Below are 25,577 nucleotides of genomic sequence, written 5' to 3' on the forward strand. Positions count from 1 at the left end.
AGCCCCGGAACGCCGGACGGAGTTCGGCGCAGCCGCCCCGAAGCAAGCGAAGCGCCCGCGAGGGCGGCGTGAAGAATCAGAGCCAGCCGCGCTCGCGGGCGATGCGTACCGCCTCGGCGCGGTTGCGGGCGGCCGTCTTCTGGATGGCGGTGGACAGGTAGTTGCGTACGGTGCCCTCCGACAGGTGCAGCGCCCTCGCGATGTCGGCGTTGGCGCAGCCGTCCGCCGCCGCCCGAAGTACGTCCCGCTCGCGCGGGGTCAGCGGATCCGCGCCCTCCGCGAGGGCGGCGGCGGCCAGGGCCGGGTCGATGACCCGCTCGCCGCGCAGCACGCGCCGTACGGCGTCGGCGAGTTGCGCGGCCGGGGCGTCCTTGACCAGGAAGGCGTCGGCGCCGGACTCCATGGCCCGGCGCAGGTAGCCGGGGCGGCCGAAGGTGGTCACGATGACGATCCGTACGCCCGGCAGGGCCTTGCGGAGCGCGGCCGCGGCGTCCAGACCCGTCATGCCGGGCATCTCGATGTCGAGCAGGGCGACATCGGCATCGCTGTCGCGGGCGGCGGCGATGACCTCGTCGCCCCGGCCCACCTGGGCGACGACCTCGATGTCCTCCTCGAGGCCGAGGAGTGTGGCGAGTGCCTCCCGCACCATCGACTGGTCCTCAGCGAGCAGCACCCTGATCATGCGGTGCAGCGTAGCCGTTGAGGCGCAGCGGCACCCAGGCGTACAGCGTGAAGCCGCCACCGGCCGCGGAGGAGGTGCTGAGGCGGCCGCCCGCCAGGAGCAGCCGCTCGTCGAGCCCGGTGAGGCCGTGGCCGGGGCGGTGTCCCGGGTCGGGGCCGCGGCCGTCGTCGCTGACGGTCAGGCCGAACTCGTCGCCGTCCTCCGCGAGGGCCAGACGGCAGCGGGTGGCGTCGCTGTGCCGTACGACGTTGGTCACCGCCTCGCGCAGCGCCCAGGCCAGGGCGGCCTCGTCGTCGGGCGCGAGCCGGTCGTGGCCGGTCCACTGCACCGGGTCGAAGTCGGCCTCGATGCCGGCGGCGCGCAGGGCGGCCGAGGCGCCGGCCAGTTCGACGGCGAGGGTGGGGCGCCGGTAGCCGCCGACGGCCTCCCGGACGTCGACGAGGGCCTGCCGGCTGACCCGCTCGATGTCGGCGACCTGGACGGCCGCGTCGTCGGGCCGCTCGGGGAGCATGCGGCCGGCCAGTTCGCTCTTGAGGGTGATCAGGGAGAGCGAGTGGCCGAGCAGGTCGTGCAGGTCACGGGCGAGCCGCAGCCGCTCCTCGTTCGCGGCCAGGTGCGCGATCGTCTCCCGCGCCTCCCGCAACGCCCGCATCGTGCTGACCAGTTGCCGGATCCCGACCATCGCGAAGCCGCCGAGGAAGCAGGGAATGCCGAGCGGTACGAGGAGGTCCGACCCGGCATGGACCAGGGCGCCGGTGCCGAACAGCAGGCCCGTGACGACGGCGATGGCCCAGCGGGAGCGGTCCGGCTGGAGGACGGCCCCGCAGGCGATGGCCGTGTAGACGAAGAGCACCAGCCAGGAATCGCCGAAGGCGAGCGGGAGACCCACGGCGAGCACGCCGAGCATGAGCAGAGTGCCATGGACCCAGCGCGGCTGGTCGGGCTGGTTGGTGCGGAGGAAGACCAGAGCGAAGTAGGCGAGGACGAAGACGGTGAGACCGGTCCAGCCCAGGAACAGCGCGGCCGGGCCATGGTGGCCGTCGGCGAGATCCGAGATCGGCGACCCGAGGTAGAGCATCCACATGCCGATCCAGAGCAGCTTCACCACCGCTTGGCGGCGGTTCTCCGGGGCCTGCCCCATGGCCGACATCGGGTCGGCCCGCGGGACCTCCGCCGCGCCACGCCAGGGCGGCCACGGCGGCCAGCTGTGCTTCCGTACAGGCATGACTCTCCCTTACGCCTTCGCCGTGTCCTTGCGGTACATCCAAGCCGCCCCGCCCGCGAAGAGTACGAGGTAGACGGCCAGCACCGCGATGTCCTTCAGATGCGGCGCACTGCCGAACTCGATGGCCTGGCCCAGCGCCGCGTACGGCCGCGCCGGCAGATACTCGGCGACGGTCTGCAGCCAGTCCGGGAAGAGGGTGAAGGGCGCCCACAGGCCGCCCAGCGCCGCGAGCACGAAGTACGCGATCATCGCGATCGGGCGCGCCACGTCGGCGGTGGCCACGTACCCGATGGCCACGCCCAGCGCGGCGAAGACGAAGCTGCCCGCCCAGCTGCAGAGCAGGATCCCGGCCCACTGCCAGGCGTCGAGCCGCACCTGCTTCACGGTCGCCGCGACCAGCATGACGAGGATGATCGACGGCAGGCTGATGGTGGCGGCGGAGGCGATCTTCGCGGTGACGTAGCCGCGCCCGGGCAGCGCGGTGAGGCGCAGTTGCCGCACCCAGCCCTTCTCGCGTTCGCGGGCGATCCGTTCGGCGTTGCCCAGGAGCACGGCGGTCATCGCGCCGAAGGCGCACATCGCGACCATGTAGTACGCGACGACCGTGATGCCGAGGCCGTCGAGCTTCGTGTGCGCGTCCTGGCCCGCCGTCAGGAGCAGGAAGAGCACGGGAGGGTAGATCACCGAGAAGAACATGAACTTCCGGTTGCGCAGCACGCGCAGGATCTCCAGCTTGATCAGGGTCTTCATCGGTTGGCCGCTTCCTCTTCCGCGGTGATGGCCAGGAACGCCTGCTCCAGGCCGAGTCCGGCGACTTCCAGATTGCGGGGGTACAGGCCCGCCGCGTAGACGGCGTGGACGGTGGCGTCCGCGTCGGTGGACCGGATCCGGACCGTACGGCCGGAGATCTCCAGCCCGGCCAGGTGCGGCAGCGCCTGGAGCGCGGCCTCGTGCGTTGCTCCGCTGCTCGGGCTGTCCGGGGCTTCCAGGTCGTCCAGGTCGTCCAGGTCGAAGACGATCCGCCGGGCGCCGGCCCGCGCCTTGATCTCGGCGGCCGTTCCGTCGGCCAGCAGCCGGCCCCGGTGCATCACCAGGACGCGGTCGGCGATCGCGTCCGCCTCCTCCAGGTAATGCGTGGCGAAAAGCACCGTCCGGCCCTCCGCGGCCTGCGCCCGCATGGTCGCCCAGAAGGCCTGCCGGGCCGACACATCCATCCCCGTCGTCGGCTCGTCCAGCACGATCAGGTCATTCGCCCCCGCCGTCGCCAGCGCGAAGCGGACCCGCTGCTCCTGGCCCCCCGACAGCTTGTTGACCTTCCGGCCCGCGATCTCCGTGAGGTCCGCGGTGGCCAGCACCTGGTCCACGGGGTGCGCGCGCGGATGCAGGTCGCACGCCAGCTGGATGATTTCGCGTACGGTCACGTCCTCCATCAGGCCGCCGCTCTGCAGCATCGCGCCGACCCTCCCCCGAGCGATCGCCTGCCGCGGGCTCCCCCCGAACAGCTCGACCGTCCCCACGTCGGGCATCCTCAGGCCCAGCAGCAGATCCAGTGCCGTCGACTTGCCCGCCCCGTTCGGGCCGAGCAGGGCCACGGTCTCCCCGGGATGGAGTTCGAGGGTGAGATCGGCGACGGCCCGTACGTCACCGAAGTTCTTGCTCACACCGTTGAAGCCGACCACGGTGGTGGTCGCTGCCGTTGTCGGCGTTGTGGACGTCTTCCCTGTCGCGGTTGCGGTCATGCGGCAAGCTTCGCCCGGCGGCGGGCGCGCGCGGCAGTGCGCGTGCTCCTGTCCTGGGGGTGACAGATGTCATGGGTGGCGGAAAGCCCGGAAGCCCGGAAGCCGGCCCCCTGGCCGGAGGAGTCGCTTCCCTCCGGCCAGGGTGGCTGCTACTGGACCTCGTTCGAAAACGTGACGGTCTTCTTCGTGGCGTCGGTGGTCTGCAGCGCCGGAAGCATCGCGCTGGCCACGTCCTGGGGGGTGACGGCCGTCTTCGAGCCGTCCCCCCGCTGGAGCAGGATCCCGTCGAAGGCGTGCCCGTACAGGCTCTTCAGGACGGTCAGGTCGATGTGCGGGGTGAGTTCGCCGTTCACGGCGACCATCGTGACGAACTTCGGCAGTGACTTCTGCGGCCCGAAGGAGATCAGGAACACTCCGCTGGAGTTCTTGAACGTGACCAGCCCCGACATCGCGGTCTTGCCGAAGCCGTTGACCGCCGCGTCGAGCTTGGCCTGGGTGACCTTGGGCTGGACGGTGGTGACCGAGAGGGGGACGGCGGTGCCGCTGCCGGTCTCCAGGCGGGTGCGGTAGGCGGCGGTGACCGTGGCGAGCGAGGCGTCGACGTTGATGGCCTGGTGGGCGCTGCCGGGGACGGCGACGGCCTTGCCGTCGACGAACTTGACCATGCCGTCGGTGCCGGTGCTGCCGCTGTTGAGCTGGTCGGAGAGGGTGTTGAGGCGGGCCCGGAGCTTTTCCTCGTCGGTGACCATGGTGGGCTCGGCCTGGCGGGTGCCGCCGAAGAGCGAGCCGATGACGGTGACGGGGTTGTAGTCGCGGTGGGCGACGCTGCTGACCGTGGCGTCTATGTCGACGTCGAGGCCGGCGGAGGAGGGCTTGATCTTCTCCTCGGTCTTGCCGACGGTGACGGTCAGCGGGGCGGTCTCGCGGTCGCCGAGTACGGAGTCGAGCGCGGCGACGGCATCGTTCCGGGACTTTCCGCCGATGTCGATGCCCAGGACGGTCGTGCCGGCCGGGACGTCGGCGTGGTCCATCAGCAGGCCGGCGCCGTACGCGAAGCCGGCCACGACGAGGAGGGCGACGCCGGCCAGGATCACCTTCGAGCGGCCCTTGGGGGCGGGCTCGTCCTGATCGGCCTCGAAACGGTACGAATCGGACCCGGGCTGCGCCGGCCTGGTGACCGGCGGCCCGGCGGGCGGCACGGCCGGGATGCCGCTGACCACGGTGTCGCCGGAGAGCCGTTCGCCCGGGAAGCCGGCCGGGGGGACCTGCATCTCGCCGGTGACCGGGCCGGCGGTGGGCCCGGCGGGCGGCTGGTAGCTCGGGAACGGCGTGCTGCCCGGGGCGCCCAGCCCGCCGGGGGTGCCCGGGAAGGGCCGGGGGGCGGGACCGGGGCCAGGACCCTGGGCGGGGCCCGGACCCGGACCGGCGGGGCCCTCGTTGAGGTACGGGATGGTGGGGCGGCGGCCCTGCGGCGGCGGACCGGCCGGGCCGGCGGCCGCGATGTCGCCGAGGCTGAGCGGCTGCGTGGCGTCGGGCGCCTGCGGGAACGGGGACGGCGCCGGAGCCGGGATCTGCTGCGTGGTCTCCGCCGGAGCCGGGAAAGCCGGAGCCGGACTCGGGGCCGGGGCCGGGGCCGGGGCCGAAGCCGGGGCCGGGGCCGACTTGCGGGGCGCGAACCAGTCGCTCGGAGGCTTCTCCGCCTCGGCGGCCGGAGCCGGGGCCGGGGCAGGCGAAGGCGCCGGGGCCGCGGCCCGTGCCGGAGCAGCCGGAGCGCCAGGCAGGGATCCCGGCGCGGGCGCGGGCGACGGGTCGCCGCCGACCGTCCAGCCGGAGGGGAGTTCCGTCGGCTCGGCCGCGGACTCCGCACCGCCGGCCCCACCGGTCGCCCCGTCGACCGGAGTACGTACGACCACCGGCGGAATCGGCCGGGACCCGGGGATGTTGATCCGTACCCGGGTGGTCAGCGTGGTCTCGGTCTTGGGCTCGTCCGTGGCAGGCGGGACGGCGTGGGCGGCGTCGTCCGCCACCTCGCCCTCGCCCGGCCGCTCCTGCGGGTGCAGCGACGGAAACGGCCTGGTCCCGTACGGCGGGGTGCCGGACGGATACGCGGCTCCGCCACGACCACCCTGCGGCCCGGGGGCAGCGCCAGGGGACGAACTGTCAGTTTCACGACTCAAAGCAGGCTCTCCCGGTTCGCTTCGCCACCCGTCACGGCCATCCGCGGGCGGCCCGGCGGCGCGCACCACCATACTGGGCTCCGCTGAGCGGGTACCCATCGTCCACCACTGAATCGGGCGACAACCGGCTTCCGTCCGGCGGTACGGCGCTACGTTGGCGCCTATCGTGCACCAGTTGATCTGCCGTCCGTGAAGCCGGGCTGGGCAAGCGTGGCGCACATCACTCCCGCCATCGCCCCGCCCAGCAGATACAGGTACGGTGCGACGCCGTTCGCGAAGAGGAAGTCGCCTTCGGGCCGGCTCGAGCTCAGGAACAGCACCGTTGCCAGCCACAGGGCCGCCGGCACGATCGCGCCCACCCGGTTCCGGGTGAGCTTCGCACCGCCCCAGAACAGCGCACCGCTGCCCGCGACGGCGAGCAGCAGCCCGCCCGGCAACCACGCGTCCTGCACCAGCGCCCCGGCCACGGCGACAACCACCCCGAGCACGGCGAGCACCGGATAGGAGACGTACCTCATACGCCCACCCCCGCGAAAAGGTCGTCCTCCGGATCGGCTCCGGCGACGCCCTGCACCAACTGGTAGTACTCGGCGCCGAAGAGCGGCTGCCCGAGGTCGTTCGACAGGGCGAAGAAGAAGCCGTCGACCGCGATCTGGCTCAGGTGGGCGCGCATCGCCGCCGTCTTGCGCCCGGCATACGCCCCCTCCTTGTCGACGACCGCGGTGTACTCGGAGTCCTCGACGACGCCCGGCAGGTCGTCCGGTGTCGCGACGCCCTCGAAGGGGGTCTCCTGACCGGCGGCCCGCAGCCGCTCGAAGCCCGCCTCGACCTCGGAGCGCGGAATGCAGTTCCAGTAGACCTTCGCGATGCCGATGCCCTCGTCCGCCGCCAGTTCGGCGGCCCGCATCGCGACCCGGTGCGCCTGGATGTGGTCGGGGTGGCCGTAGCCCCCGTTCGGGTCGTAGGTCACCAGGACCTGCGGCCGCACCTCGCGGATGACCTCGAGGAGGTGTCCGGCCGCCTCGTCGAGATCGGCCTGCCAGAAGCAGTCCGGCCGCTCGTTCTGGGGGACGCCCATCATCCCGGAGTCGCGGTAGCGCCCGGGGCCGCCGAGGAACCGGTGGTCGGTGACCCCCAGTTCGGCCATGGCGGCGGCCAGCTCCCCGATGCGGTACGGGCCGAGGGTGTCGTCCCGGTCGGGGGCGAGGTGCGCCAGCTCGGGCGGGATCACCTCGCCCTCCTCGCCGAGGGTGCAGGTCACGAGTGTCACGTGGGCGCCCTCGGCCGCGTACTTGGCCATGGTCGCGCCGTTGTTGATCGACTCGTCGTCCGGGTGCGCGTGGACGAGGAGCAGCCGACGGCCGGAAGTAACTGTCACAGGACAGAGCCTACGGCTCAGAAGTTGATGTTCCCGATCATGCTCGCCACGTTGTTCGTGAGCTCGGTGATCGTCGGTGCCATCGACGATTTCGCCGCGTAGAAACCGAGCAGCGCACAGACCACCGCATGTCCCCCCTTGAGTCCTGACTTCTTGACCAGGAGGAAGACGACGATCAGCAGCAGCACCACCGCCGAAATCGAAAGTGCCACAGCGGCTCACCTCCAGGGCCTCAGGGTCCGACAGCAGTTGCCAAGCGGTTATTACCCACTCTCGGCAACGGATCATAACTTTGTGTCGTACCGCATAGGTCGGAGCACGGAAGCATCCGGGGGCGCATGGCCGGATTCCGTCGCTGCCGCTCACCACGCGCTCACAACGCGCCCGCCGGAGTGCACCGTGGGGGCGCACACCGGGGGCCTACGCTCGCCGCATGACCGAACCGCTGTCGTTCCCCCGCCAGTACGCCCGGACCCAGCGCTTCACCCTGGGCGCACCCCGGTCGTTCACCGTCTCGCCGGACGGGGAGCGGGTGGCCTTCCTGCGCTCCCGTACGGGGACGGACCGGGCGCACCTGCTCTGGGTCCTGGACCTCGCGACGGGCGAGGAGAGGATCGCCGCCGATCCCGCCGCCCTCCTCGCCGGCGCCGACGAGGAACTGTCGCCCGCGGAGCGCGCCCGTCGCGAGCGCAGCCGTGAGGGCTCCGCCGGCATCGTCGGCTACGCCACGGACGACGCCGCCGAGCTCGCCGCGTTCGCTCTCTCCGGCCGCCTGTTCGTCGCCGAGCTGCGCGCCGGAACCGCCCGGGAACTGGAGGTTCCGGGTCCGGTCGTCGACCCGCGCCCGTCGCCGGACGGCCGGCGGGTGGCGTACGTCTCCGGGGGCGCCCTGCGCGTCGTGGAAGCCGATGGCACGGCGGACCGGGCGCTCGCCGAACCGGAGGGCAAGAACGTCACGTACGGACTCGCGGAGTTCATCGCCGCCGAGGAGATGTCCCGCAGCCGTGGCTACTGGTGGTCCCCGGACGGCACCGCGCTGCTGACCGCCCGGGTCGACGACTCCCCCGTCGACCGCTGGTGGATCGCCGACCCGGCCAACCCCTCGCAGCCGCCCGCCGAGGTGGCGTACCCGGCCGCCGGAACGGCGAACGCCGAGGTCACCCTCACCCTCATCCGCCTCGACGGCTCCACCACCCCCGTCACCTGGGACCGCGAGGCCTACCCCTACCTCGCCCAGGTCCACTGGTCCCCGGCCGGGCCGCCGCTGCTGCTCGTACAGGCCCGCGACCAGCGCGGTCAGCTCTACCTGACGGTCGACCCGGGCACAGGCAACACCAGTGCCACGCACAGCGACGAGGACGAAATCTGGCTTGATCTTTTCCCCGGTGTCCCGGCCTGGACCAGCGACGGACGACTCGTACGGATCACGGACGAAAGCGGAGCAAGGGTGGTCGCGGTCGGCCAACTCCAGCTCACCGGACCGGAGTTGCATGTCCGCGCGGTGCTCGACATCGCCGATCGCGACATCCTGGTCGCGGCCTCGGCCGGCTCGGCCGCCATGCTCCCCGAGACCGGCGAGATCCATGTGTACCGGGTCCCGCTCTCCGGCGACGCCGGCGCCGTCCGGATGTCGGAGACCCCCGGCGTCCACTCCGCCGTCCGCTCCGGGGCGGTGACCGTGCTCTCCTCCTCGTCGCTGGACCGGCCGGCGCCGCTGGTGCGCGTCCTGCACGAGGGCGCCCCCGACAAGCCGCTGGTCGAGATCGCCTCGTACGCCGAGACCCCGGTCCTCACCGCCCGCCCGCTCCTGGCCACCGCCGGCGAGCGCCGGATCCCGTCCGCCGTCGTCCTGCCCACCGGCTACCGGGAGGGCGACGGACCGCTGCCCGTCCTCATGGACCCGTACGGCGGCCCGCACGGCCAGATGGTGGTCAGCGCCGGCCGCGCCTACCTCCAGTCCCAGTGGCTCGCCGACCAGGGCTTCGCCGTCGTCGTCGCCGACGGCCGCGGCACCCCGGGCCGCTCCCCCGCCTGGGAGAAGGCGGTCGCCCACGACTTCGCCGGCGTGACCCTGGACGACCAGGTCGACGCCCTGCGCGCCCTCGCCCGTACGTATCCGCTGGACCTGGGCCGCGTCGGCATCCGCGGCTGGTCGTACGGCGGCTACCTGGCCGCCCTGGCCGTGCTGCGCCGCCCCGACGTCTTCCACGCGGGCGTCGCCGGCGCCCCCGTCACCGACTGGCGGCTCTACGACACCCACTACACCGAGCGCTACCTCGGCCACCCCGACGAGCGCCCCGAGGTCTACGCCGCCAACTCCCTGGTCACCGACGAGGGTCTGTCCGGCGCCGCCGACCGCCTCCGGCCGCTCATGATCATCCATGGCCTCGCCGACGACAACGTGGTCGCCGCCCACACCCTGCGGCTGTCCTCCGCGCTGCTGGCCACCGGCCGCCCGCACGAGGTGCTCCCGCTGTCCGGGGTCACCCACATGACCCCGCAGGAGCAGGTCGCCGAGAACCTGCTGCTGCTCCAGGTCGCCTTCCTCAAGCGGTCCCTGGGCGTGGCGTAAGCCCTCTGCGGCCGCCCGCGGCTCACCTGCGCGGCGGCGGCCGCAGATACCCCGCCACTCCCGGGGGCGGCCCCGGGGGCGGCGGGGGGTTCGCATAGGTCCCGTACGCCGGCATGGTCTGCGTGTCCTGCGTCGCCGTGACCTCGGCGTCGTACGCCGTGCTGCCGTACTGCGTGCCGTACCCGGACTCGTCCAGGGCGCTGAACGGCCCCTCCGCCCGCGGCACGAGCAGCAGCGCCACCACCACGGCCGCCACCACGGCGAAGCCCGCCCCGAACTGGCCCACCGTCACCGCCGGCGGCTTCGCCGTCGCGATCACCGGCACCGCCAGCGACACCAGGAGCCACCCCACCGCGATCCCCAGCGGCCGCGCCACCAGCGTCCGCCTCAGCGCCGCCGCCCCGGCCGCCGCGCTCAGGGCCGCCGTCGACCACGACAGCCACCCGAACGGCGTACCGAGCAGCGAATTGACCAGATATCCACCGGTTACCGTCCGCCAGAAGAACCCCGGCGGCTGCGCCTGCGACCCGTCGCTCAGCCCCGTCCCGTAGATCCGGTCGAGCTGCCACACCGCCGTCATCAGCGCCACGATCAGCAGTAACAGCCCCGCCAGCACCCCCGCCGCCGGCCTCGGCGGCGCCGGGTCCCAGCCCGGCAGCACCCGCCGCCGGTTCACCGCGATGCTCAGCAGCGCCACCGCCCCCACCACCTCGGCCCCCGCCGTCAGCACCAACTGCCCCTGGATATCGAACTGCCCGTTCCACTGCCCGCCCAGGATCAGCACGGTCGGCGCCCGCACCAGCAGCGTCACCGCCCCCACCGCCACGTACGCACCCGTCGCCACCGGCCGTGCCGACGCCCCCATCGCCCCCACGTACAGCCCGAGCAGCGCCAGATCCACCACCGACGTGTTCAGCGGCGCACCCCCCAGCGGCACCGCCAACCCCGCCCAGACCTGCCACAGCCCGTCCGCCCCCACCAGCCCGACGTCCTGCATCACCCATCCGGCCTCGACCAGGATGAGCACCCCACATACCGCCGCCCCCGCCCACCTCGCCGGGCGCGCAAGCGCGAATCCCTCCCGCATGGCGACCTCCTGGCCTCTCGGGCAGCACGGTCCAGCCACCTGTTCCAGGTGATACGGGACATCCACACGCCACGTTCACCGGAGCCGCCCCAAACGGCAGCCGGCCGGGGCGACAATGTCACCCCGGCCGGCTTACGGCACCCGCACGGCCGTACAGCGCCAGCCTCCCGTGTCCGTATATCGGTGATGCTGCAGTCAAGTTGCGGACGTGTTAACGAAATTTTGGGAACAATGTCCTAATATGACTGTCGCCGAGCGGCCGTGTCAAGCACGGAAGAACGTCAATCGGAGGGCTCTTCGCTCAAGATGCGCCGATAAGACTGAACCATAGGGTTTCCCCTCTTGACGCACGTTCAATCCCTGGCGAGAGTTCGGCTGAATACCCACAGCATCCACCGATGTTGTGCTGCGCTGAACTCTCCGTCCCCCGGGGGAAGAACAACGATGACCAGTCCAACCAAGACTGAGGGCACTGACGCCTCGGCTGTCCTCGAACCCGAGGCCAGGCCCGGCGTCGATGCCAAGGAGGCTGAGCAGCTCGTCGGCCTCTCCCCCGGGAAGCTGATGTGGCGCCGCTTCAAGCGCGACCGTACCGGCGTGGTCTCGGCATGGGTAGTGATTTTCTTCTTCGCGATTGCCGCCGCGGCGCCCCTGATCTCCAAGCTGTACGGAAAGGACCCGTACACGCTGTACGGGCAGGACCAGGTCGACCTGCTCAACGACTTCGGCTTTCCGAACGCCCCCAATGGCGGCATCAGCGGGCAGTTCTGGTTCGGCCTTGAGCCCGGCCTCGGCCGTGACGTCTTCACCCTGCTGATCTACGGCATCCGGACGTCGCTGATGATCAGCCTGGTGGTGACGGTGCTCAGCACGGTCACCGCGATCCTGCTCGGCGTGGCGGCCGGCTACCTCGGTGGCAGGACCGACTACTTCATCGGCCGCTTCATCGACCTGCTGCTGGCCTTCCCGTCGCAGCTGTTCTTCGTCGCCTTCATGCCGATCATCATCGCCATCTTCGTCAGCCCCCAGGACGAGACGCCCACCTACCTCCGCGTGGTGGCGATCATCCTGGTGCAGTGGATCCTGGGCTGGATGGGCCTGGCCCGACTGCTCCGCGGCACGGTGCTCAGCCTCCGCGAGCGCGAGTTCATCGAGGCGGCCCGGGTCAGCGGCGCCGGCCCCTGGCGGATCATCACCAAAGAGCTGCTGCCCAACCTGGTCACCCCGATCCTGGTGCAGTCGACGCTGATGCTGCCCAGCTTCGTGACGGCCGAGGCGGGCCTGTCGTTCCTCGGCGTCGGCCTGATCTCGCCGACCCCGGACTGGGGCGCGATGTTCGCCAAGGCGGGCTCTATCTACCAGGACGACCTCACCTTCATGTTCTTCCCGGGTATCTCGATGGTGATCTTCATCGTCGCCTTCAACCTGCTCGGGGACTCGGTCCGGGACGCCTTTGATCCCAAGGCCACGCGGTAAGGCCCGCAGTGATGCGGTGAAGTCCGCAAGAGGGGGGTTGCTGCGCCCCGGCTCCATATGAGTGAGCCCAAGCAGCAATCAGGTAACGACGGACAGGTAGGTGCATTCAAAACCATGATCACGCCCATGCGTAGAACCCGAGCGGCCGTAGTGGCCCTCGCCGCGGGAGCGCTCGTGCTCACTGCATGCAGCAGCGGCGGCGGAGGCGGCAATGACAACACCTCCAAGCAGGACTCGGCTAGCCAGCAGCAGCAGCAGTCGCAGATCACCTTCGCTGACACCGCCGGTTCCACGGGTCCGGCCGACCCGGTCGCGGGCGCGACCACCGGTGGCACGCTGAACATCCTTCAGCGCGACACCTTCGCCCACCTCGACCCGGCCCAGGTCTACGTCAACGACCAGGGCATGCTGCAGGAGCTGATCAGCCGTGGTCTGACGACCTACCGGATGAACAGCAAGGGCAAGTACTCGGTCGTGGGTGACCTCGCCACCAACAGTGGCGAGCAGTCCGACGGCGGCAAGACCTGGAAGTTCACGCTCAAGGACAACGTGAAGTGGCAGGACGGCAAGGCGGTCAGCTCCGCCGACATCCGCCAGTCCGTTGAGCGGCTGTTCGCCTCGTACATCACCAGCGGTCCGATCTACCTGCAGCAGTGGCTGGCCGACGTCAACGGCACCGACTACCGCAAGCTGCTGCCGGACGGCCCCTACAAGGGCAAGCACCTGCCGAACTCGATCCTCGAGACCCCGGACTCGAAGACCGTCATCTTCCACTTCAAGACCGCGCACCCGGACCTTCCGTACGTGCTCGCCATGGCGGGCTACTCCGCCGTGCCGGCCGCGAAGGACACGAAGCAGAAGTACGACAAGGCGCCCGTCGCCTCCGGCCCGTACAAGATCCAGAGCTTCGACTCCGGCAAGGGCATGGTCCTGGTCAAGAACACCGAGTGGGACGCAAGCACCGACTCGGCCCGTCACCAGTACGCCGACAAGTACAACATCACGTTCAACGTGCAGGAGGAGGACTACTCCAAGCGCGTGATGTCGGACAACAGTGACAACCAGAACGCCACCACGTTCACCAACGCGGTCGACACCACCAACATCCAGACCGTTGTCTCGACGCCGTCCATGAAGAGTCGGACCGTCTACGGCTACCAGCCCTACGTCGGCCAGATCAACTTCAACATGAAGAAGATCACCGACAAGCAGGTCCGTCAGGCGCTGGCCTACGCGATCCCGACCAAGCCGATCTACTCGGCCATGGGCGCGACCTACGGTGCCGAGATCGCGGGCAACTTCATCAGCCCGACCATCTCCGGCTACCAGGCCACGGACCCGCTGGGCAAGAAGGCGCACCCGATGGGTGAGCCCGACAAGGCCAAGGCGATCCTGAAGAAGATCGGCAAGCTCAACACCAAGATCACCTACGCCTACATCAACACCCCGCAGGGCCAGGAGTACTCCGTGGCCATCGCGAACGTGCTGAAGAAGGCGGGCTTCAACGTCCAGCGCAAGGAGCTCGACTCCGCGACGTACTACGACCTGGTCGGCAAGGTCAACAACGACTACGACATCTACGCCAGCGCGTGGGGTGCCGACTGGCCGAGCTCGCTCAGCGTGATCCCGCCGGTGTTCGACGGCCGCACCATCCAGGACGGTGCCTCGAACTACTCGCACCTGAACGACGCCCACGTGAACTCCGAGATCGACCGGATCTCGAAGATCACGGACCCGAGCAAGGCCGCCAAGGAGTGGTTCAAGCTCAACACCTACATCGAGACCAAGATCATCCCCGCGGTCCCGACGATCTACTACAAGCAGCTCCAGATCTACGGCTCCAAGGTCGGTGGCGCTGTCTACAACAACGTCCTGTCGAACATCGACCCGACGAAGCTGTACGTGAAGAAGTAAGCACCTAGCACCACTCCTGGTGGGCCCGAACGGCGGTTCGGGCCCACCGTGGGGCTTCCCCACCCAAGCCGCCGTCCTTCTGAGAGCTGCGACTCGCCATGTTTCAATTCCTCTTCCGCCGGACACTCGGCGCAGTGGTCATCCTGATCATCATCAGCGCGATGACCTACTTCCTGTTCTTCACCATCCCGCAGGACCCTGCGCTGATGTCGTGCGGCAAGAACTGCACGCCTGACGTGATCAAGTCGATCCATCACACGCTGGGCCTCGACAAGCCGATTCCCGTGCAGTACTGGGACTACATGGTGGGGATCTTCAGGGGTCGGCACTTCGACGCCGGCAACTGCCCCGCACCCTGCTTCGGCTACTCCTTCGTCAACTCCGACCCGGTGTGGCAGACGATGACCAGCCGCCTCCCGGTCACCATCTCGCTCGCCATCGGCGGCACCGTGGTCTTCCTCATCGTCGGCGTCGGCGCCGGCATGATCGCCGCCGCGCGCAAGGGCAGCCTGCTCGACAAGGTCGTCAGCTCCGGCTCCCTCGTCCTCAGCTCGCTGCAGATCTACTTCGTCGGCCCGCTGGTGCTCGCGGCGCTGGTCTACAACAACCCGATCATGTCGCAGCCGAACTACGTGAGCTTCTTCGACAACCCGCTGAGCTGGCTCAACGGCCTGATCATTCCGTTCTGCGTGCTGTCGATCATCTTCACCGCCAACTACTCCCGTATGGCGCGCTCCAGCATGATCGAGCAGCTTCAGGAGGAGCACGTCCGCACCGCACGCGCCAAGGGTCTGAGCAGCCGGACGGTCTTCTTCCGCTACGCCTGGCGCGGCTCGCTCATCCCGATCATCACCATCCTGGGTATCGACATGGGTGCGCTGCTCGGTGGCGCGATGATCACCGAGAAGACCTTCGGACTGGCGGGCCTCGGCATGCTGGCCGTGCAGTCGGTCGTGACCACAGACCTTCCGATGCTCATGGGCGTGATGCTCTTCAGCGCCTTCATGATCGTCGCCTTCAACATCGTTGTGGACGCCGCCTACGCGTTCATCGACCCCCGCGTACGGCTGTCCTAGGAGATCCACCCGTGACCACACTCACCAAGACCGAGGACGCCCCGGCCCCGACCGGCTCGGACGCGTTCCTCTCGGTGCGCGACCTGAACGTCCAGTTCTCCACCGAGGACGGCATCGTCAAGGCCGTGAACGGGCTCTCCTTCGACCTCGAGCGCGGCAAGACCCTTGGCATCGTCGGCGAGTCCGGCTCCGGCAAGTCGGTGACCAACCTCGCCGTGATGGGCCTGCACAACCCGAAGGCCACCAAGATCACCGGCGAGATCGTCTTCGACGGCCAGGAGCTCACCGGCGCTTCCGAGAGGACGCTTGAAAAGCTCCGCGGCAACAAGATGGCGATGATCTTCCAGGACGCGCTGACCGCCCTGTCGCCGTACTACACCGTCGGCCGGCAGATCGCGGAGCCCTTCCGGAAGCACACCGGAGCCAGCAGGAAGGAGGCCCACGACCGGGCCGTCGAGATGCTGGAGAAGGTGGGCATCCCGCAGCCCAAGACGCGCGTCAACGACTACCCGCACCAGTTCTCCGGCGGTATGCGCCAGCGCGCGATGATCGCCATGTCGCTGGTCTGCAACCCCGAGCTGCTGATCGCCGACGAGCCGACGACCGCTCTCGACGTGACCGTCCAGGCGCAGATCCTCGACCTGCTCAAGGACCTGCAGCAGGAGTTCGGCTCCGCGATCATCCTGATCACCCACGACCTCGGCGTGGTCGCCAACACCGCCGACGACCTGCTGGTGATGTACGCCGGCCGGGCCGTCGAGCGCGGCTCCGTACGCGAGGTCCTCAAGGCGCCGCAGCACCCCTACACCTGGGGTCTGCTGAGCTCGATGCCCCGGCTTTCGTCCGACGTCGACGAGCCGCTGCACCCGATCCCGGGCACCCCGCCGAGCCTGCTCAACCCGCCGTCCGGCTGTTCATTCCACCCGCGCTGCGCTTTTGTCGACCTGGTCGACGGCACCGGACGCTGCTCGAACGAGCTGCCCCCGCTGCCCGAGGGTCGAGGCTCGGCCTGCCACCTCACGGCGGGCCAGAAGCAGCAGGTGTTCATCGAGAAGATTCAGCCCCGGCTGGGCTGACCAACCAGCAACTGGGGCTATGACCATGAGCGAGAACAACACCACCAGCACCGCCGTCGCCGACGCGGTACCGCCGCAGCGCGACCAGGCGCCCGTCGAACCGCTGCTCGAAGTGCGCGGCCTGACCAAGCACTTCCCGATCTACGGCGGCTTCCCCATCAAGCGCAAGGTCGGCGCCGTCCAGGCCGTCGACGGCGTGGACCTGACCGTCATGCCCGGCGAGAGCTTCGGCCTCGTCGGTGAGTCCGGCTGCGGCAAGTCCACGACCGGCCGACTGCTTACGCGTCTCCTTGAGCCGACCGCGGGCCAGATCACCTACAGCGGCCAGGACATCACCCACGCCAGCCGTAAGCAGCTGGCGCCGGTGCGGTCCGAGATCCAGATGATCTTCCAGGACCCGTACGCCTCGCTGAACCCGCGGCAGACGGTCGGCACGATCATCTCCGGCCCGATGGAGATCAACGGCATCAACCCGCCCGGCGGCCGCGAGGCCCGCGTGCGCGAGCTGCTGGAGATCGTCGGCCTCAACCCCGAGCACTACAACCGCTTCCCGCACGAGTTCTCGGGCGGTCAGCGGCAGCGCATCGGCGTCGCGCGCGCACTGGCCCTGGAGCCGAAGCTGATCGTGGCGGACGAGCCGGTGTCGGCCCTGGACGTCTCCATCCAGGCCCAGGTGATCAACCTCCTCCAGAAGGTCCAGGAGGAGCTGGGCATCGCGTTCGTCTTCATCGCGCACGACCTGGCGATCGTCCGGCACTTCTCCCAGCGGGTCGCCGTGATGTACCTGGGCAAGATCGTCGAGGTGGCCGACCGCGACTCGCTCTACAACCGCCCCCGCCACCCGTACACCCACGCCCTGCTCTCGGCGGTCCCCGAGGCGGACATCGACGCCGACAAGAAGGAGCGGATCCGCCTCGCCGGTGACGTTCCCTCCCCCATCAACCCGCCCTCCGGCTGCCGTTTCCGTACGCGCTGCTGGAAGGCCCAGGACAAGTGCGCCACGGAAGAGCCGCCGCTCATCCAGATCGAGGGCAACCGTGAGGGCCACCTCACCGCCTGCCACTTCCCCCAGGACCCCACGATGGAGGCCCGGGTGGACGACGTCATCCTCGACCCGGCGCTCGCCGCGATCGAAGAGGCCCAGAGCACCGACAAGACCCTCTGACCGGAACTCCGCACACTCCGGCTCAGCACCATGGCCCGCATCCGATACTTCGGATGCGGGCCATGCACGTTGGAAGCGCCTTGAGGGATGCGCGCAGGGGGTCACGGAGCCGGCCGACTGACCCACCTGGGGGTGCGCTGCGCCGAACCGGTGACACGACATGCGTTGGTGTCCGACTTGTGGCGTTATGGGGAACAAAGTGTCTTCTGTAACCCATGACGTACGAGCCATGAGCCATGACTCCACAAGGAGGCACCCGATGCGCGGAGCCACGCGCTACAAGTGGGCCGCCTGCGCGGCGACGACGGTCGTGCTGGCGGCCGCGGTCGCGGCCTGCGGCGGCGGAGGCGGAGGCGGAGGCGGCGGGAGCAGCGCCTCCGGGGTGCTGAGTGCCTCGTGGGCGGACCCGCAGAACCCGTTGGAGCCGGCCAACACCAACGAGGTGCAGGGCGGCAAGGTGCTGTCGATGATCTTCCGGGGGCTGAAGAGGTACAACCCCAAGACGGGCGCGGCGGAGAACATGATCGCCAGCTCGATCGACACGTCGGACTCGCAGAACTTCACGATCAAGCTCAAGAGCGGATGGACCTTCAGCAACGGACAGAAGGTCACCTCCGCCTCCTTCATCGACGCCTGGAACTACGCGGCGGTGACGTCGAACAAGCAGATCAACGCCTCCTTCTTCTCCTACATCGACGGCTTCGACAAGGTCCACCCCGAGACCGGTTCCCCCTCCGCGAAGACATTGAGCGGGCTGAAGAAGACCGGCGACCTGAGCTTCACCGTCAAGCTCAACCAGAAGTTCTCGACCTGGCCGGACACGCTCGGCTACTCGGCCTTCATGCCGCTGCCGCAGTCGTTCTTCACCGACCACGCCGGCTGGCTGACGAAGCCGGTCGGCAACGGCCCGTACGAGGTGGACTCGTACACCAAGGGCACCGGCATCAAGCTGCGCAAGTGGAGCGGCTACAAGGGCGACGACAAGGCCGTCAACGGCGGGGTCGACCTCAAGGTCTACACGGACAACAACACGGCGTACACCGACCTTCAGGCGGGCAACCTCGACCTGGTCGACGACGTCCCGGCCACCCAGTTGAAGAACGTCAAGAGCGACCTGGGCGGCCGCTACCTCAACACCCCGGCCGGCATCATCCAGACCCTGGCCTTCCCGCTCTACGACAAGAACTGGCAGGGCGCCAACTCGGCGAAGGTGCGCCAGGGCATCTCGATGGCGATCAACCGCCCGCAGATCACCAAGACGATCTTCCAGAACACCCGTACACCCGCCACCGACTGGACCTCGCCGGTCCTCGGCGCCGCCGGCGGCTACCAGAGCGGCGTCTGCGGGAGCGTCTGCACCTACGACCCGACGCAGGCCAAGAAGCTGATCAAGGAGGGCGGCGGGATCCCCGGCGGCACCCTCAAAATCGGCTACAACGCCGACACCGGCTCCCACAAGGACTGGGTCGACGCGGTGTGCAACAGCATCAACAACGCGCTCGGCAACGACAACGCCTGCGTCGGCAGCCCGACCGGCACCTTCGCGGACTTCCGCAACAAGATCACCAACAAGCAGATGACCGGCCCCTTCCGGGCCGGCTGGCAGATGGACTACCCGCTGATCCAGGACTTCCTGCAGCCGCTCTACTACACCGGCGCCTCGTCCAACGACTCGCACTTCAGCAACGCGGACTTCGACAAGCTGGTCAACCAGGCCAACGCCGAGAGCGACACCGCGAAGGCCGTGGCGAAGTTCCAGCAGGCCGAGAAGATCCTCGCCCAGGAGGTCCCGGCCATCCCGCTCTGGTACCAGAACGGCAGTGCCGGCTGGTCGAGCCGGCTCTCCAACGTCGCGCTCGACCCGTTCAGCGTCCCCGTCTACAACGAGATCAAGGTCGGCAGCTGAGACGTCGCGGCGGCCCGGAGACCCGGGCCGCCGCCCTGACCGTCACCCGACCCGCCAACGGGAAGGCCCCATGGGACGCTATGTGATCCGCCGTCTGCTGCAGATGATCCCGGTGTTCATCGGCACCACTCTGCTGATCTTCTTCATGGTGTACGCCCTCGGCGACCCCGTCGCCGCCAAGTGCGGCGACCGCGCCTGCGACCCCGCCACCGCCGCGCAGATCCGCAAGGACCTCTACCTCGACCACCCCCTGTGGCAGCAGTACCTGCACTACATGGGCCAGATCTTCCAGGGCAACTTCGGCACCGCCTACAACGGCCAGAAGGTCACCGAGCTGATGGCGAGCGCCTTCCCGGTGACGCTGCGGCTCACCATCGTCGCGATCCTCTTCGAGATCATCATCGGCATCACCCTCGGCGTCATCACCGGCATGCGGCGCGGCCGGCCCGTCGACACCGGCGCCCTGCTGCTGACCCTGATCGTGATCTCCATCCCGACCTTCGTCACCGGCTATGTGCTGCAGTACCTGCTCGGCGTCAAATGGGGCGTCATCTCACCCTCGGTGTCCGCCGAAGCACCCTTCAACGAGCTGATCATCCCCGGCCTCGTCCTCGCGCTCGTCTCCCTCGCGTACGTCACCCGGCTCACCCGCACCACCATCGCCGAGAACGCCCGCGCCGACTACGTACGCACCGCCATCGCCAAGGGCCTGCCGCGCAGCCGGGTCATCACCCGTCACCTGCTGCGCAACTCCCTCATCCCGGTGGTCACCTTCATCGGCACCGACATCGGCGCGCTCATGGGCGGCGCCATCGTCACCGAGCGGATCTTCAACATCCGGGGCGTCGGCTACCAGCTCTACCAAGGCATCCTGCGCCTCGACTCGGCGACGGTCGTCGGCTTCGTGACCATCCTCGTCATCGTCTTCCTGGTGGCGAACCTCCTCGTCGACCTGCTCTACGCGGTCCTGGACCCGAGGATCCGCTATGCGTAGGCCGGGCCTGACCGACCTGAGGACTCCTTATGCCTGAGCCCGCGAATCACCGAGACGAAGCGATGGAGCCGGCCGGCGGGACCGGTGCGTCCATGGACCTCGCCCAGGACGAGGCCCGCACCCTGGAGCAGCCGCCCGGGCACGGGGCCGCGCCGGGCGGGCCGGCGGAGAAGCCGCGGAGCCTGTGGTCGGACGCGTGGCGGGATCTGCGGCGCAACCCGATCTTCATCATCTCGGCGCTGGTGATCATCTTCCTGGTCGTCATCTCGCTCTGGCCGAGCCTGATCGCCAGCGGCAACCCGCTCAGCTGCAACCTCGACAACTCCCAGAAGGGCTCGAGCCCCGGCCACCCCTTCGGCTTCGACAACCAGGGCTGCGACGTGTACACCCGGGTCGTCTACGGCGCCCGCGCCTCCGTCACCGTGGGCGTCTGCGCGACGCTGGGCGCGGCGATCCTGGGCAGTGTGCTGGGCGGCCTGGCCGGGTTCTTCGGCGGCTGGGGGGACGCGATCCTGTCCCGGGTCAGCGACATCTTCTTCGGCATCCCGATCGTGCTGGGCGGGCTGGTCTTCCTGTCCGTGATCACCAACACCACCGTGTGGCCGGTGGTCGGCTTCATCGTGCTGCTGGGCTGGCCGCAGATCGGCCGTATCGCGCGCGGCTCGGTCATCACCGCCCGCCAGAACGACTACGTACAGGCCGCGCGGGCGCTCGGCGCGGGCAACTCCCGGCTGCTGCTGCGGCATATCGCGCCCAACGCCGTCGCCCCGGTGATCGTGGTCGCGACGATCGCGCTCGGTACGTACATCTCGCTGGAGGCGACACTGTCGTACCTCGGGGTCGGGCTGAAGCCGCCGACCGTGTCCTGGGGCATCGACATCTCCCAGGCGTCCAGCCAGATCCGCAACGCGCCGCACATGCTGCTGTGGCCGGCCGGTGCGCTGAGCGTGACCGTGCTCGCCTTCATCATGCTCGGCGACGCGGTGCGCGACGCCCTCGACCCCAAGCTGCGCTGACGGAGGCGTTGATGACGACCACTGAGGTATCGGCCGAGGGGACCGCCCAGCCGTCGGCACCCCTGCTGGACGTACGGGATCTGCAGGTCGAGTTCCGTACGAGGGACGGGGTCGCGCACGCGGTCAACGGGGTCAGCTACACCGTGAAGGCCGCCGAGACCCTCGCCGTGCTCGGCGAGTCCGGCTCCGGGAAGTCGGTGACCGCGCAGGCGATCATGGGCATTCTGGATTCGCCGCCGGGCTTTGTGACGAAGGGCGAGATCCTCTTCCAGGGCCGGGACCTGCTGACGATGCACGCCGAGGAGCGCCGCAAGGTGCGCGGCTCGAAGATGGCGATGATCTTCCAGGACGCGCTGTCCGCCCTGAACCCGGTGATGAGCGTCGGCGACCAGCTCGCCGAGATGTTCATCGTGCACGAGGGCATGTCGCGCAAGGACTCCAAGGCCAAGGCGATCGAGCTGATGGACCGGGTACGGATCCCGGCGGCCCGGGAGCGGGTCGGGCAGTATCCGCACCAGTTCTCCGGCGGTATGCGGCAGCGCATCATGATCGCGATGGCGCTGGCACTGGAGCCCGATCTGATCATCGCCGACGAGCCGACGACGGCGCTCGACGTCACCGTCCAGGCGCAGGTCATGGAGCTGCTGGCCGAGCTGCAACGCGAGTACAGCATGGGCCTAATCCTCATCACCCACGACCTGGGGGTGGTGGCCGACGTCGCCGACTACATCGCCGTCATGTACGCCGGCCGCATCGTCGAGACCGCCCCGGTGCACGAGATCTACCGGCGCCCGGCCCATCCGTACACCAAGGGCCTGCTCGCCTCCATCCCGCGCCTGGACCAGAAGGGCCAGGAGCTGTACGCGATCAAGGGCCTGCCGCCCAACCTCCTGCACATCCCGCCGGGCTGCGCCTTCAACCCGCGCTGTCCCATGGCGCAGGCGGTGTGCCGCACGGACGAGCCGCCGTTGTACGACGTGAGCCCCACCCGGGCCAGCGCCTGCCACTTCTGGAAGGAGTGCCTCGATGGCTGAAGCGATCCTTCACGTGCGCGGCCTGGTCAAGCACTTCCCGCTGACCCAGGGCATCCTGTTCAAGAAGCAGGTCGGAGCCGTCCAGGCCGTCGACGGCGTCGACTTCGACCTCTACGCGGGCGAGACGCTCGGCATCGTCGGCGAGTCGGGCTGCGGCAAGTCGACGGTCGCCAAGCTGCTGATGAACCTGGAGCGGCCCACCGCCGGCGAGATCATCTTCAAGGGCGACGACATCACCAAACTGTCCGGCCGGGCGCTGAAGGCGGTGCGCCGCAACATCCAGATGGTCTTCCAGGACCCGTACACCTCCCTGAACCCCCGGATGACGGTCGGCGACATCATCGGCGAGCCGTACGAGATCCATCCCGAGGTCGCCCCGAAGGGCGAGCGCCGCAAGAAGGTCCAGGACCTGCTGGACGTCGTGGGTCTCAACCCCGAGTACATCAACCGCTATCCGCACCAGTTCTCCGGCGGCCAGCGCCAGCGCATCGGCATCGCGCGCGGGCTGGCGCTGCGGCCGGAGATCATCGTCGCCGACGAGCCGGTGTCGGCGCTGGACGTCTCGGTGCAGGCCCAGGTCATCAACCTGATGGAGCGGCTGCAGGACGAGTTCAGCCTCTCGTACATGTTCATCGCCCACGACCTGTCCATCGTCCGGCACATCTCCGACCGGGTCGGCGTGATGTACCTCGGCAAGATCGTCGAGATCGGCGACGACGCCCAGATCTACGAGCACCCCACCCACCCCTACACCCAGGCGCTCCTCTCCGCCGTCCCCGTCCCCAACCCCGACGCCCGCGACCACCGCGAGCGCATCGTCCTGACCGGCGACGTCCCCTCCCCCGCCAACCCCCCCTCCGGCTGCCGCTTCCGCACCCGATGCTGGAAGGCCCAGGAACGCTGCGCCCTCGAAATCCCCCTCCTGGCCGTCCCGGCGGTCTTCCGCGGCCTCGACTCACCCGCCGCGCACGACAGCGCGTGCCACTTCGCGGAGGAGAAACCGACGGTCGTCCCGCCGGAGGTGCCGCCTCAGGAACCGCCTCAGGAGCCGCCTCAGGAACCTCCGGCGGACGAGGAGCGGTAAGAAACGCGACGGCCCGGCACCCCACGCAGGGGGTACCGGGCCGTCGCGCGTACGTCAGCGCTTGGCGCGCGACGCCGTGCGGCCGCGCTCCTTCTGGTCGAGGACGACCTTGCGGATGCGGACGGTCTCGGGGGTGACCTCGATGCACTCGTCGTCGCGGCAGAACTCCAGGGACTGCTCCAGGGAGAGCTTGCGCGGGGGGACGACGTTCTCGGTGTTGTCGGCCGAGGCGGCGCGCATGTTGGTGAGCTTCTTCTCCTTGGTGATGTTCACGTCCATGTCGTCGGAACGCGAGTTCTCACCGATGATCATGCCTTCGTAGACCTCGGTGGTGGGCTCGACGAAGATGACGCCCCGCTCCTGAAGGTTGATCATCGCGAACGGGGTCACCGTGCCCGCGCGGTCCGCCACCAGCGAGCCGTTGTTACGGGTGCGCAGCTCGCCGAACCACGGCTCGTGGCCCTCGAAGATGGAGTGCGCGATGCCCGTGCCGCGGGTCTGGGTGAGGAACTCGGTACGGAAGCCGATGAGGCCACGGGACGGCACGATCCACTCCATGCGGATCCAGCCGGAGCCGTGGTTGGTCATGGTCTCCATACGGCCCTTGCGGGTCGCCATCAGCTGGGTGATCGCGCCGAGGTGCTCGTCGGGGGAGTCGATCGTCATCCGTTCGATCGGCTCGTGCACCTTGCCGTCGACGTGCTTGATGACCACCTGGGGCTTGCCGACGGTCAGCTCGAAGCCTTCCCGGCGCATGGTCTCGATGAGGATGGCCAGCGCGAGCTCACCACGGCCCTGGACCTCCCAGGCGTCGGGGCGCTCGGTCGGCAGGACGCGGAGCGAGACGTTACCGATCAGCTCGCGGTCGAGGCGGTCCTTGACCAGGCGGGCGGTGACCTTGTGGCCCTTGCCGCCCTTGCCGACCAGCGGCGAGGTGTTCGTACCGATGGTCATCGAGATCGCGGGCTCGTCGACCGTGATCAACGGGAGGGCGATCGGGTTCTCCGGGTCGGCGAGGGTCTCGCCGATCATGATGTCGGGGATACCGGCGACCGCACAGATGTCACCGGGGCCGGCCGACTCGACGGGCTTGCGGGTGAGGGCCTCGGTCATCATCAGCTCGGTGAGCCGGACGTTGGAGATCGTGCCGTCACGCTTGATCCACGCGACGGTCTGGCCCTTCTTCAGGTGGCCCTGCTCGACGCGCAGCAGCGCGATACGGCCGAGGAAGTTGTCGGCGTCGAGGTTGGTGACGTGCGCCTGGAGCGGGGCCTCGTCGTCGTAGACCGGGGCCGGGACGGTGTCCAGGATCGTGGAGAAGAACGGCTCCAGGCTGTCGCTGTCCGGCGGGACCGTGCCGTTCTCCGGCTTGGTCAGCGAGGCGACGCCGTCACGGGCGCAGGCGTAGACGATCGGGAACTCGATCTGCTCCTCGGTCGCGTCCAGGTCCAGGAAGAGGTCGTACGTCTCGTCGATGACCTCGGCGATCCGGGAGTCCGGGCGGTCCGTCTTGTTGATGCAGAGGATCACCGGGAGCTTGGCCTGCAGCGCCTTGCGCAGCACGAAACGCGTCTGCGGCAGCGGGCCCTCGGAGGCGTCGACGAGCAGGACGACCGCGTCCACCATCGACAGACCGCGCTCCACCTCGCCACCGAAGTCGGCGTGGCCGGGGGTGTCGATGATGTTGATGGTGATCACGTCGCCACCACCCTTGGGGTGGTACTTGACGGCGGTGTTCTTCGCGAGAATGGTGATGCCCTTCTCGCGCTCCAGGTCGTTGCTGTCCATCATGCGGTCGTCGAGGTGCTGATGGGCCGCGAAAGCGCCCGCCTGCTTCAGCATGGCGTCGACGAGGGTCGTCTTGCCGTGGTCGACGTGGGCGACGATGGCGACGTTACGAATGTCGTGGCGCGTGGGCATACTGCGGCGCTTCTCCCGGGTTGGTGGGTGGCGGCGCGCCCTCATCGGCACACCTG

At 69.2% G+C, this 25,577-nt stretch carries 21 protein-coding genes; 11 read left to right on the plus strand and 10 right to left on the minus strand.

Annotated features, from left to right (window positions below; translation table 11 throughout):
- Positions 1-76: 76 nt before the first annotated feature.
- The 8 genes from ACFXJ5_RS00440 to ACFXJ5_RS00475 form a co-directional block, all read right to left on the minus strand.
- Positions 77-682 carry a response regulator gene (locus ACFXJ5_RS00440; RefSeq protein WP_384624766.1) on the minus strand — a complete coding sequence of 202 codons (606 nt, stop codon included), beginning with the start codon at positions 680-682 and terminating at the stop codon, positions 77-79.
- Positions 660-1,832: a sensor histidine kinase gene (locus ACFXJ5_RS00445; protein ID WP_384626487.1), complete on the minus strand. Its 1,173-nt coding sequence runs from the start codon at positions 1,830-1,832 to the stop codon at positions 660-662. The genes ACFXJ5_RS00440 and ACFXJ5_RS00445 overlap by 23 nt, the downstream gene beginning before the upstream one ends.
- A gap of 84 nt (positions 1,833-1,916) precedes the next feature.
- Positions 1,917-2,657 carry an ABC transporter permease gene (locus ACFXJ5_RS00450; protein WP_384624769.1) on the minus strand — a complete coding sequence of 247 codons (741 nt, stop codon included), beginning with the start codon at positions 2,655-2,657 and terminating at the stop codon, positions 1,917-1,919.
- Positions 2,654-3,646, minus strand: a complete 993-nt coding sequence (locus tag ACFXJ5_RS00455; protein WP_384624771.1) for an ABC transporter ATP-binding protein — start codon at positions 3,644-3,646, stop codon at positions 2,654-2,656. Before ACFXJ5_RS00455 ends, ACFXJ5_RS00450 begins: the two co-directional genes overlap by 4 nt.
- Positions 3,647-3,795: 149 nt before the next feature.
- Entirely contained in the window at positions 3,796-5,823 is a 2,028-nt protein-coding gene (locus ACFXJ5_RS00460) for a hypothetical protein (protein WP_384624773.1), read from the minus strand.
- 161 nt (positions 5,824-5,984) lie between these two features.
- Entirely contained in the window at positions 5,985-6,341 is a 357-nt protein-coding gene (locus ACFXJ5_RS00465) for a DUF6113 family protein (RefSeq protein ID WP_384624776.1), read from the minus strand.
- Entirely contained in the window at positions 6,338-7,201 is an 864-nt protein-coding gene (gene mshB / locus ACFXJ5_RS00470) for an N-acetyl-1-D-myo-inositol-2-amino-2-deoxy-alpha-D-glucopyranoside deacetylase (protein WP_384624779.1), read from the minus strand. Before mshB ends, ACFXJ5_RS00465 begins: the two co-directional genes overlap by 4 nt.
- Before the next feature lie 17 nt (positions 7,202-7,218).
- Positions 7,219-7,413 carry a hypothetical protein gene (locus tag ACFXJ5_RS00475; RefSeq protein ID WP_384624782.1) on the minus strand — a complete coding sequence of 65 codons (195 nt, stop codon included), beginning with the start codon at positions 7,411-7,413 and terminating at the stop codon, positions 7,219-7,221.
- Between the two features lie 221 nt (positions 7,414-7,634).
- Here ACFXJ5_RS00475 and ACFXJ5_RS00480 point away from each other — a divergent pair, with 221 nt between their 5' ends.
- Complete coding sequence (locus tag ACFXJ5_RS00480; RefSeq protein WP_384624785.1) at positions 7,635-9,773, plus strand: prolyl oligopeptidase family serine peptidase; 2,139 nt, start codon at positions 7,635-7,637, stop codon at positions 9,771-9,773.
- 22 nt (positions 9,774-9,795) lie between these two features.
- On the opposite strand, the gene ACFXJ5_RS00485 is transcribed toward ACFXJ5_RS00480, so the two are convergent.
- Positions 9,796-10,860, minus strand: coding sequence for a hypothetical protein (locus tag ACFXJ5_RS00485; RefSeq protein ID WP_384624788.1), 1,065 nt, complete (start codon positions 10,858-10,860; stop codon positions 9,796-9,798).
- Positions 10,861-11,304: 444 nt separating this feature from the next.
- On the opposite strand from ACFXJ5_RS00485, the gene ACFXJ5_RS00490 reads away from it, so the two are divergent.
- The 10 genes from ACFXJ5_RS00490 (at position 11,305) to ACFXJ5_RS00535 (ending at position 23,601) form a co-directional block, all read left to right on the plus strand.
- Positions 11,305-12,336, plus strand: a complete 1,032-nt coding sequence (locus ACFXJ5_RS00490) for an ABC transporter permease (protein WP_384624791.1) — start codon at positions 11,305-11,307, stop codon at positions 12,334-12,336.
- Between the two features lie 126 nt (positions 12,337-12,462).
- Positions 12,463-14,250, plus strand: a complete 1,788-nt coding sequence (locus ACFXJ5_RS00495) for an ABC transporter substrate-binding protein (protein ID WP_384624794.1) — start codon at positions 12,463-12,465, stop codon at positions 14,248-14,250.
- A gap of 98 nt (positions 14,251-14,348) precedes the next feature.
- Positions 14,349-15,326 carry an ABC transporter permease gene (locus ACFXJ5_RS00500; RefSeq protein WP_384624797.1) on the plus strand — a complete coding sequence of 326 codons (978 nt, stop codon included), beginning with the start codon at positions 14,349-14,351 and terminating at the stop codon, positions 15,324-15,326.
- Between the two features lie 11 nt (positions 15,327-15,337).
- Entirely contained in the window at positions 15,338-16,402 is a 1,065-nt protein-coding gene (locus ACFXJ5_RS00505) for an ABC transporter ATP-binding protein (RefSeq protein WP_384624800.1), read from the plus strand.
- A 25-nt stretch (positions 16,403-16,427) separates the two neighbouring features.
- Positions 16,428-17,567 carry an ABC transporter ATP-binding protein gene (locus ACFXJ5_RS00510; protein ID WP_384624803.1) on the plus strand — a complete coding sequence of 380 codons (1,140 nt, stop codon included), beginning with the start codon at positions 16,428-16,430 and terminating at the stop codon, positions 17,565-17,567.
- A gap of 259 nt (positions 17,568-17,826) precedes the next feature.
- Positions 17,827-19,473: an ABC transporter substrate-binding protein gene (locus ACFXJ5_RS00515; RefSeq protein ID WP_384624806.1), complete on the plus strand. Its 1,647-nt coding sequence runs from the start codon at positions 17,827-17,829 to the stop codon at positions 19,471-19,473.
- 70 nt (positions 19,474-19,543) lie between these two features.
- The gene (locus ACFXJ5_RS00520; protein ID WP_384624809.1) at positions 19,544-20,467 is read left to right on the plus strand and encodes an ABC transporter permease; all 924 of its coding nucleotides are present in this window, start codon (positions 19,544-19,546) and stop codon (positions 20,465-20,467) included.
- Between the two features lie 29 nt (positions 20,468-20,496).
- A complete protein-coding gene (locus ACFXJ5_RS00525; protein WP_384624812.1) occupies positions 20,497-21,483 on the plus strand; it encodes an ABC transporter permease in 987 nt (328 codons plus the stop codon).
- A gap of 11 nt (positions 21,484-21,494) precedes the next feature.
- Complete coding sequence (locus ACFXJ5_RS00530) at positions 21,495-22,517, plus strand: ABC transporter ATP-binding protein (RefSeq protein WP_384624815.1); 1,023 nt, start codon at positions 21,495-21,497, stop codon at positions 22,515-22,517.
- The gene (locus tag ACFXJ5_RS00535; RefSeq protein WP_384624817.1) at positions 22,510-23,601 is read left to right on the plus strand and encodes an ABC transporter ATP-binding protein; all 1,092 of its coding nucleotides are present in this window, start codon (positions 22,510-22,512) and stop codon (positions 23,599-23,601) included. The genes ACFXJ5_RS00530 and ACFXJ5_RS00535 overlap by 8 nt, the downstream gene beginning before the upstream one ends.
- 54 nt (positions 23,602-23,655) lie before the next feature.
- On the opposite strand, the gene typA is transcribed toward ACFXJ5_RS00535, so the two are convergent.
- On the minus strand, positions 23,656-25,521 hold the full coding sequence (gene typA, locus ACFXJ5_RS00540; RefSeq protein WP_384624820.1) for a translational GTPase TypA: 1,866 nt from the start codon (positions 25,519-25,521) through the stop codon (positions 23,656-23,658).
- Positions 25,522-25,577 lie beyond the last annotated feature (56 nt).

It is taken from the genome of Streptomyces sp. NPDC059373 (assembly GCF_042751495.1).
Lineage (GTDB): Bacteria > Actinomycetota > Actinomycetes > Streptomycetales > Streptomycetaceae > Actinacidiphila.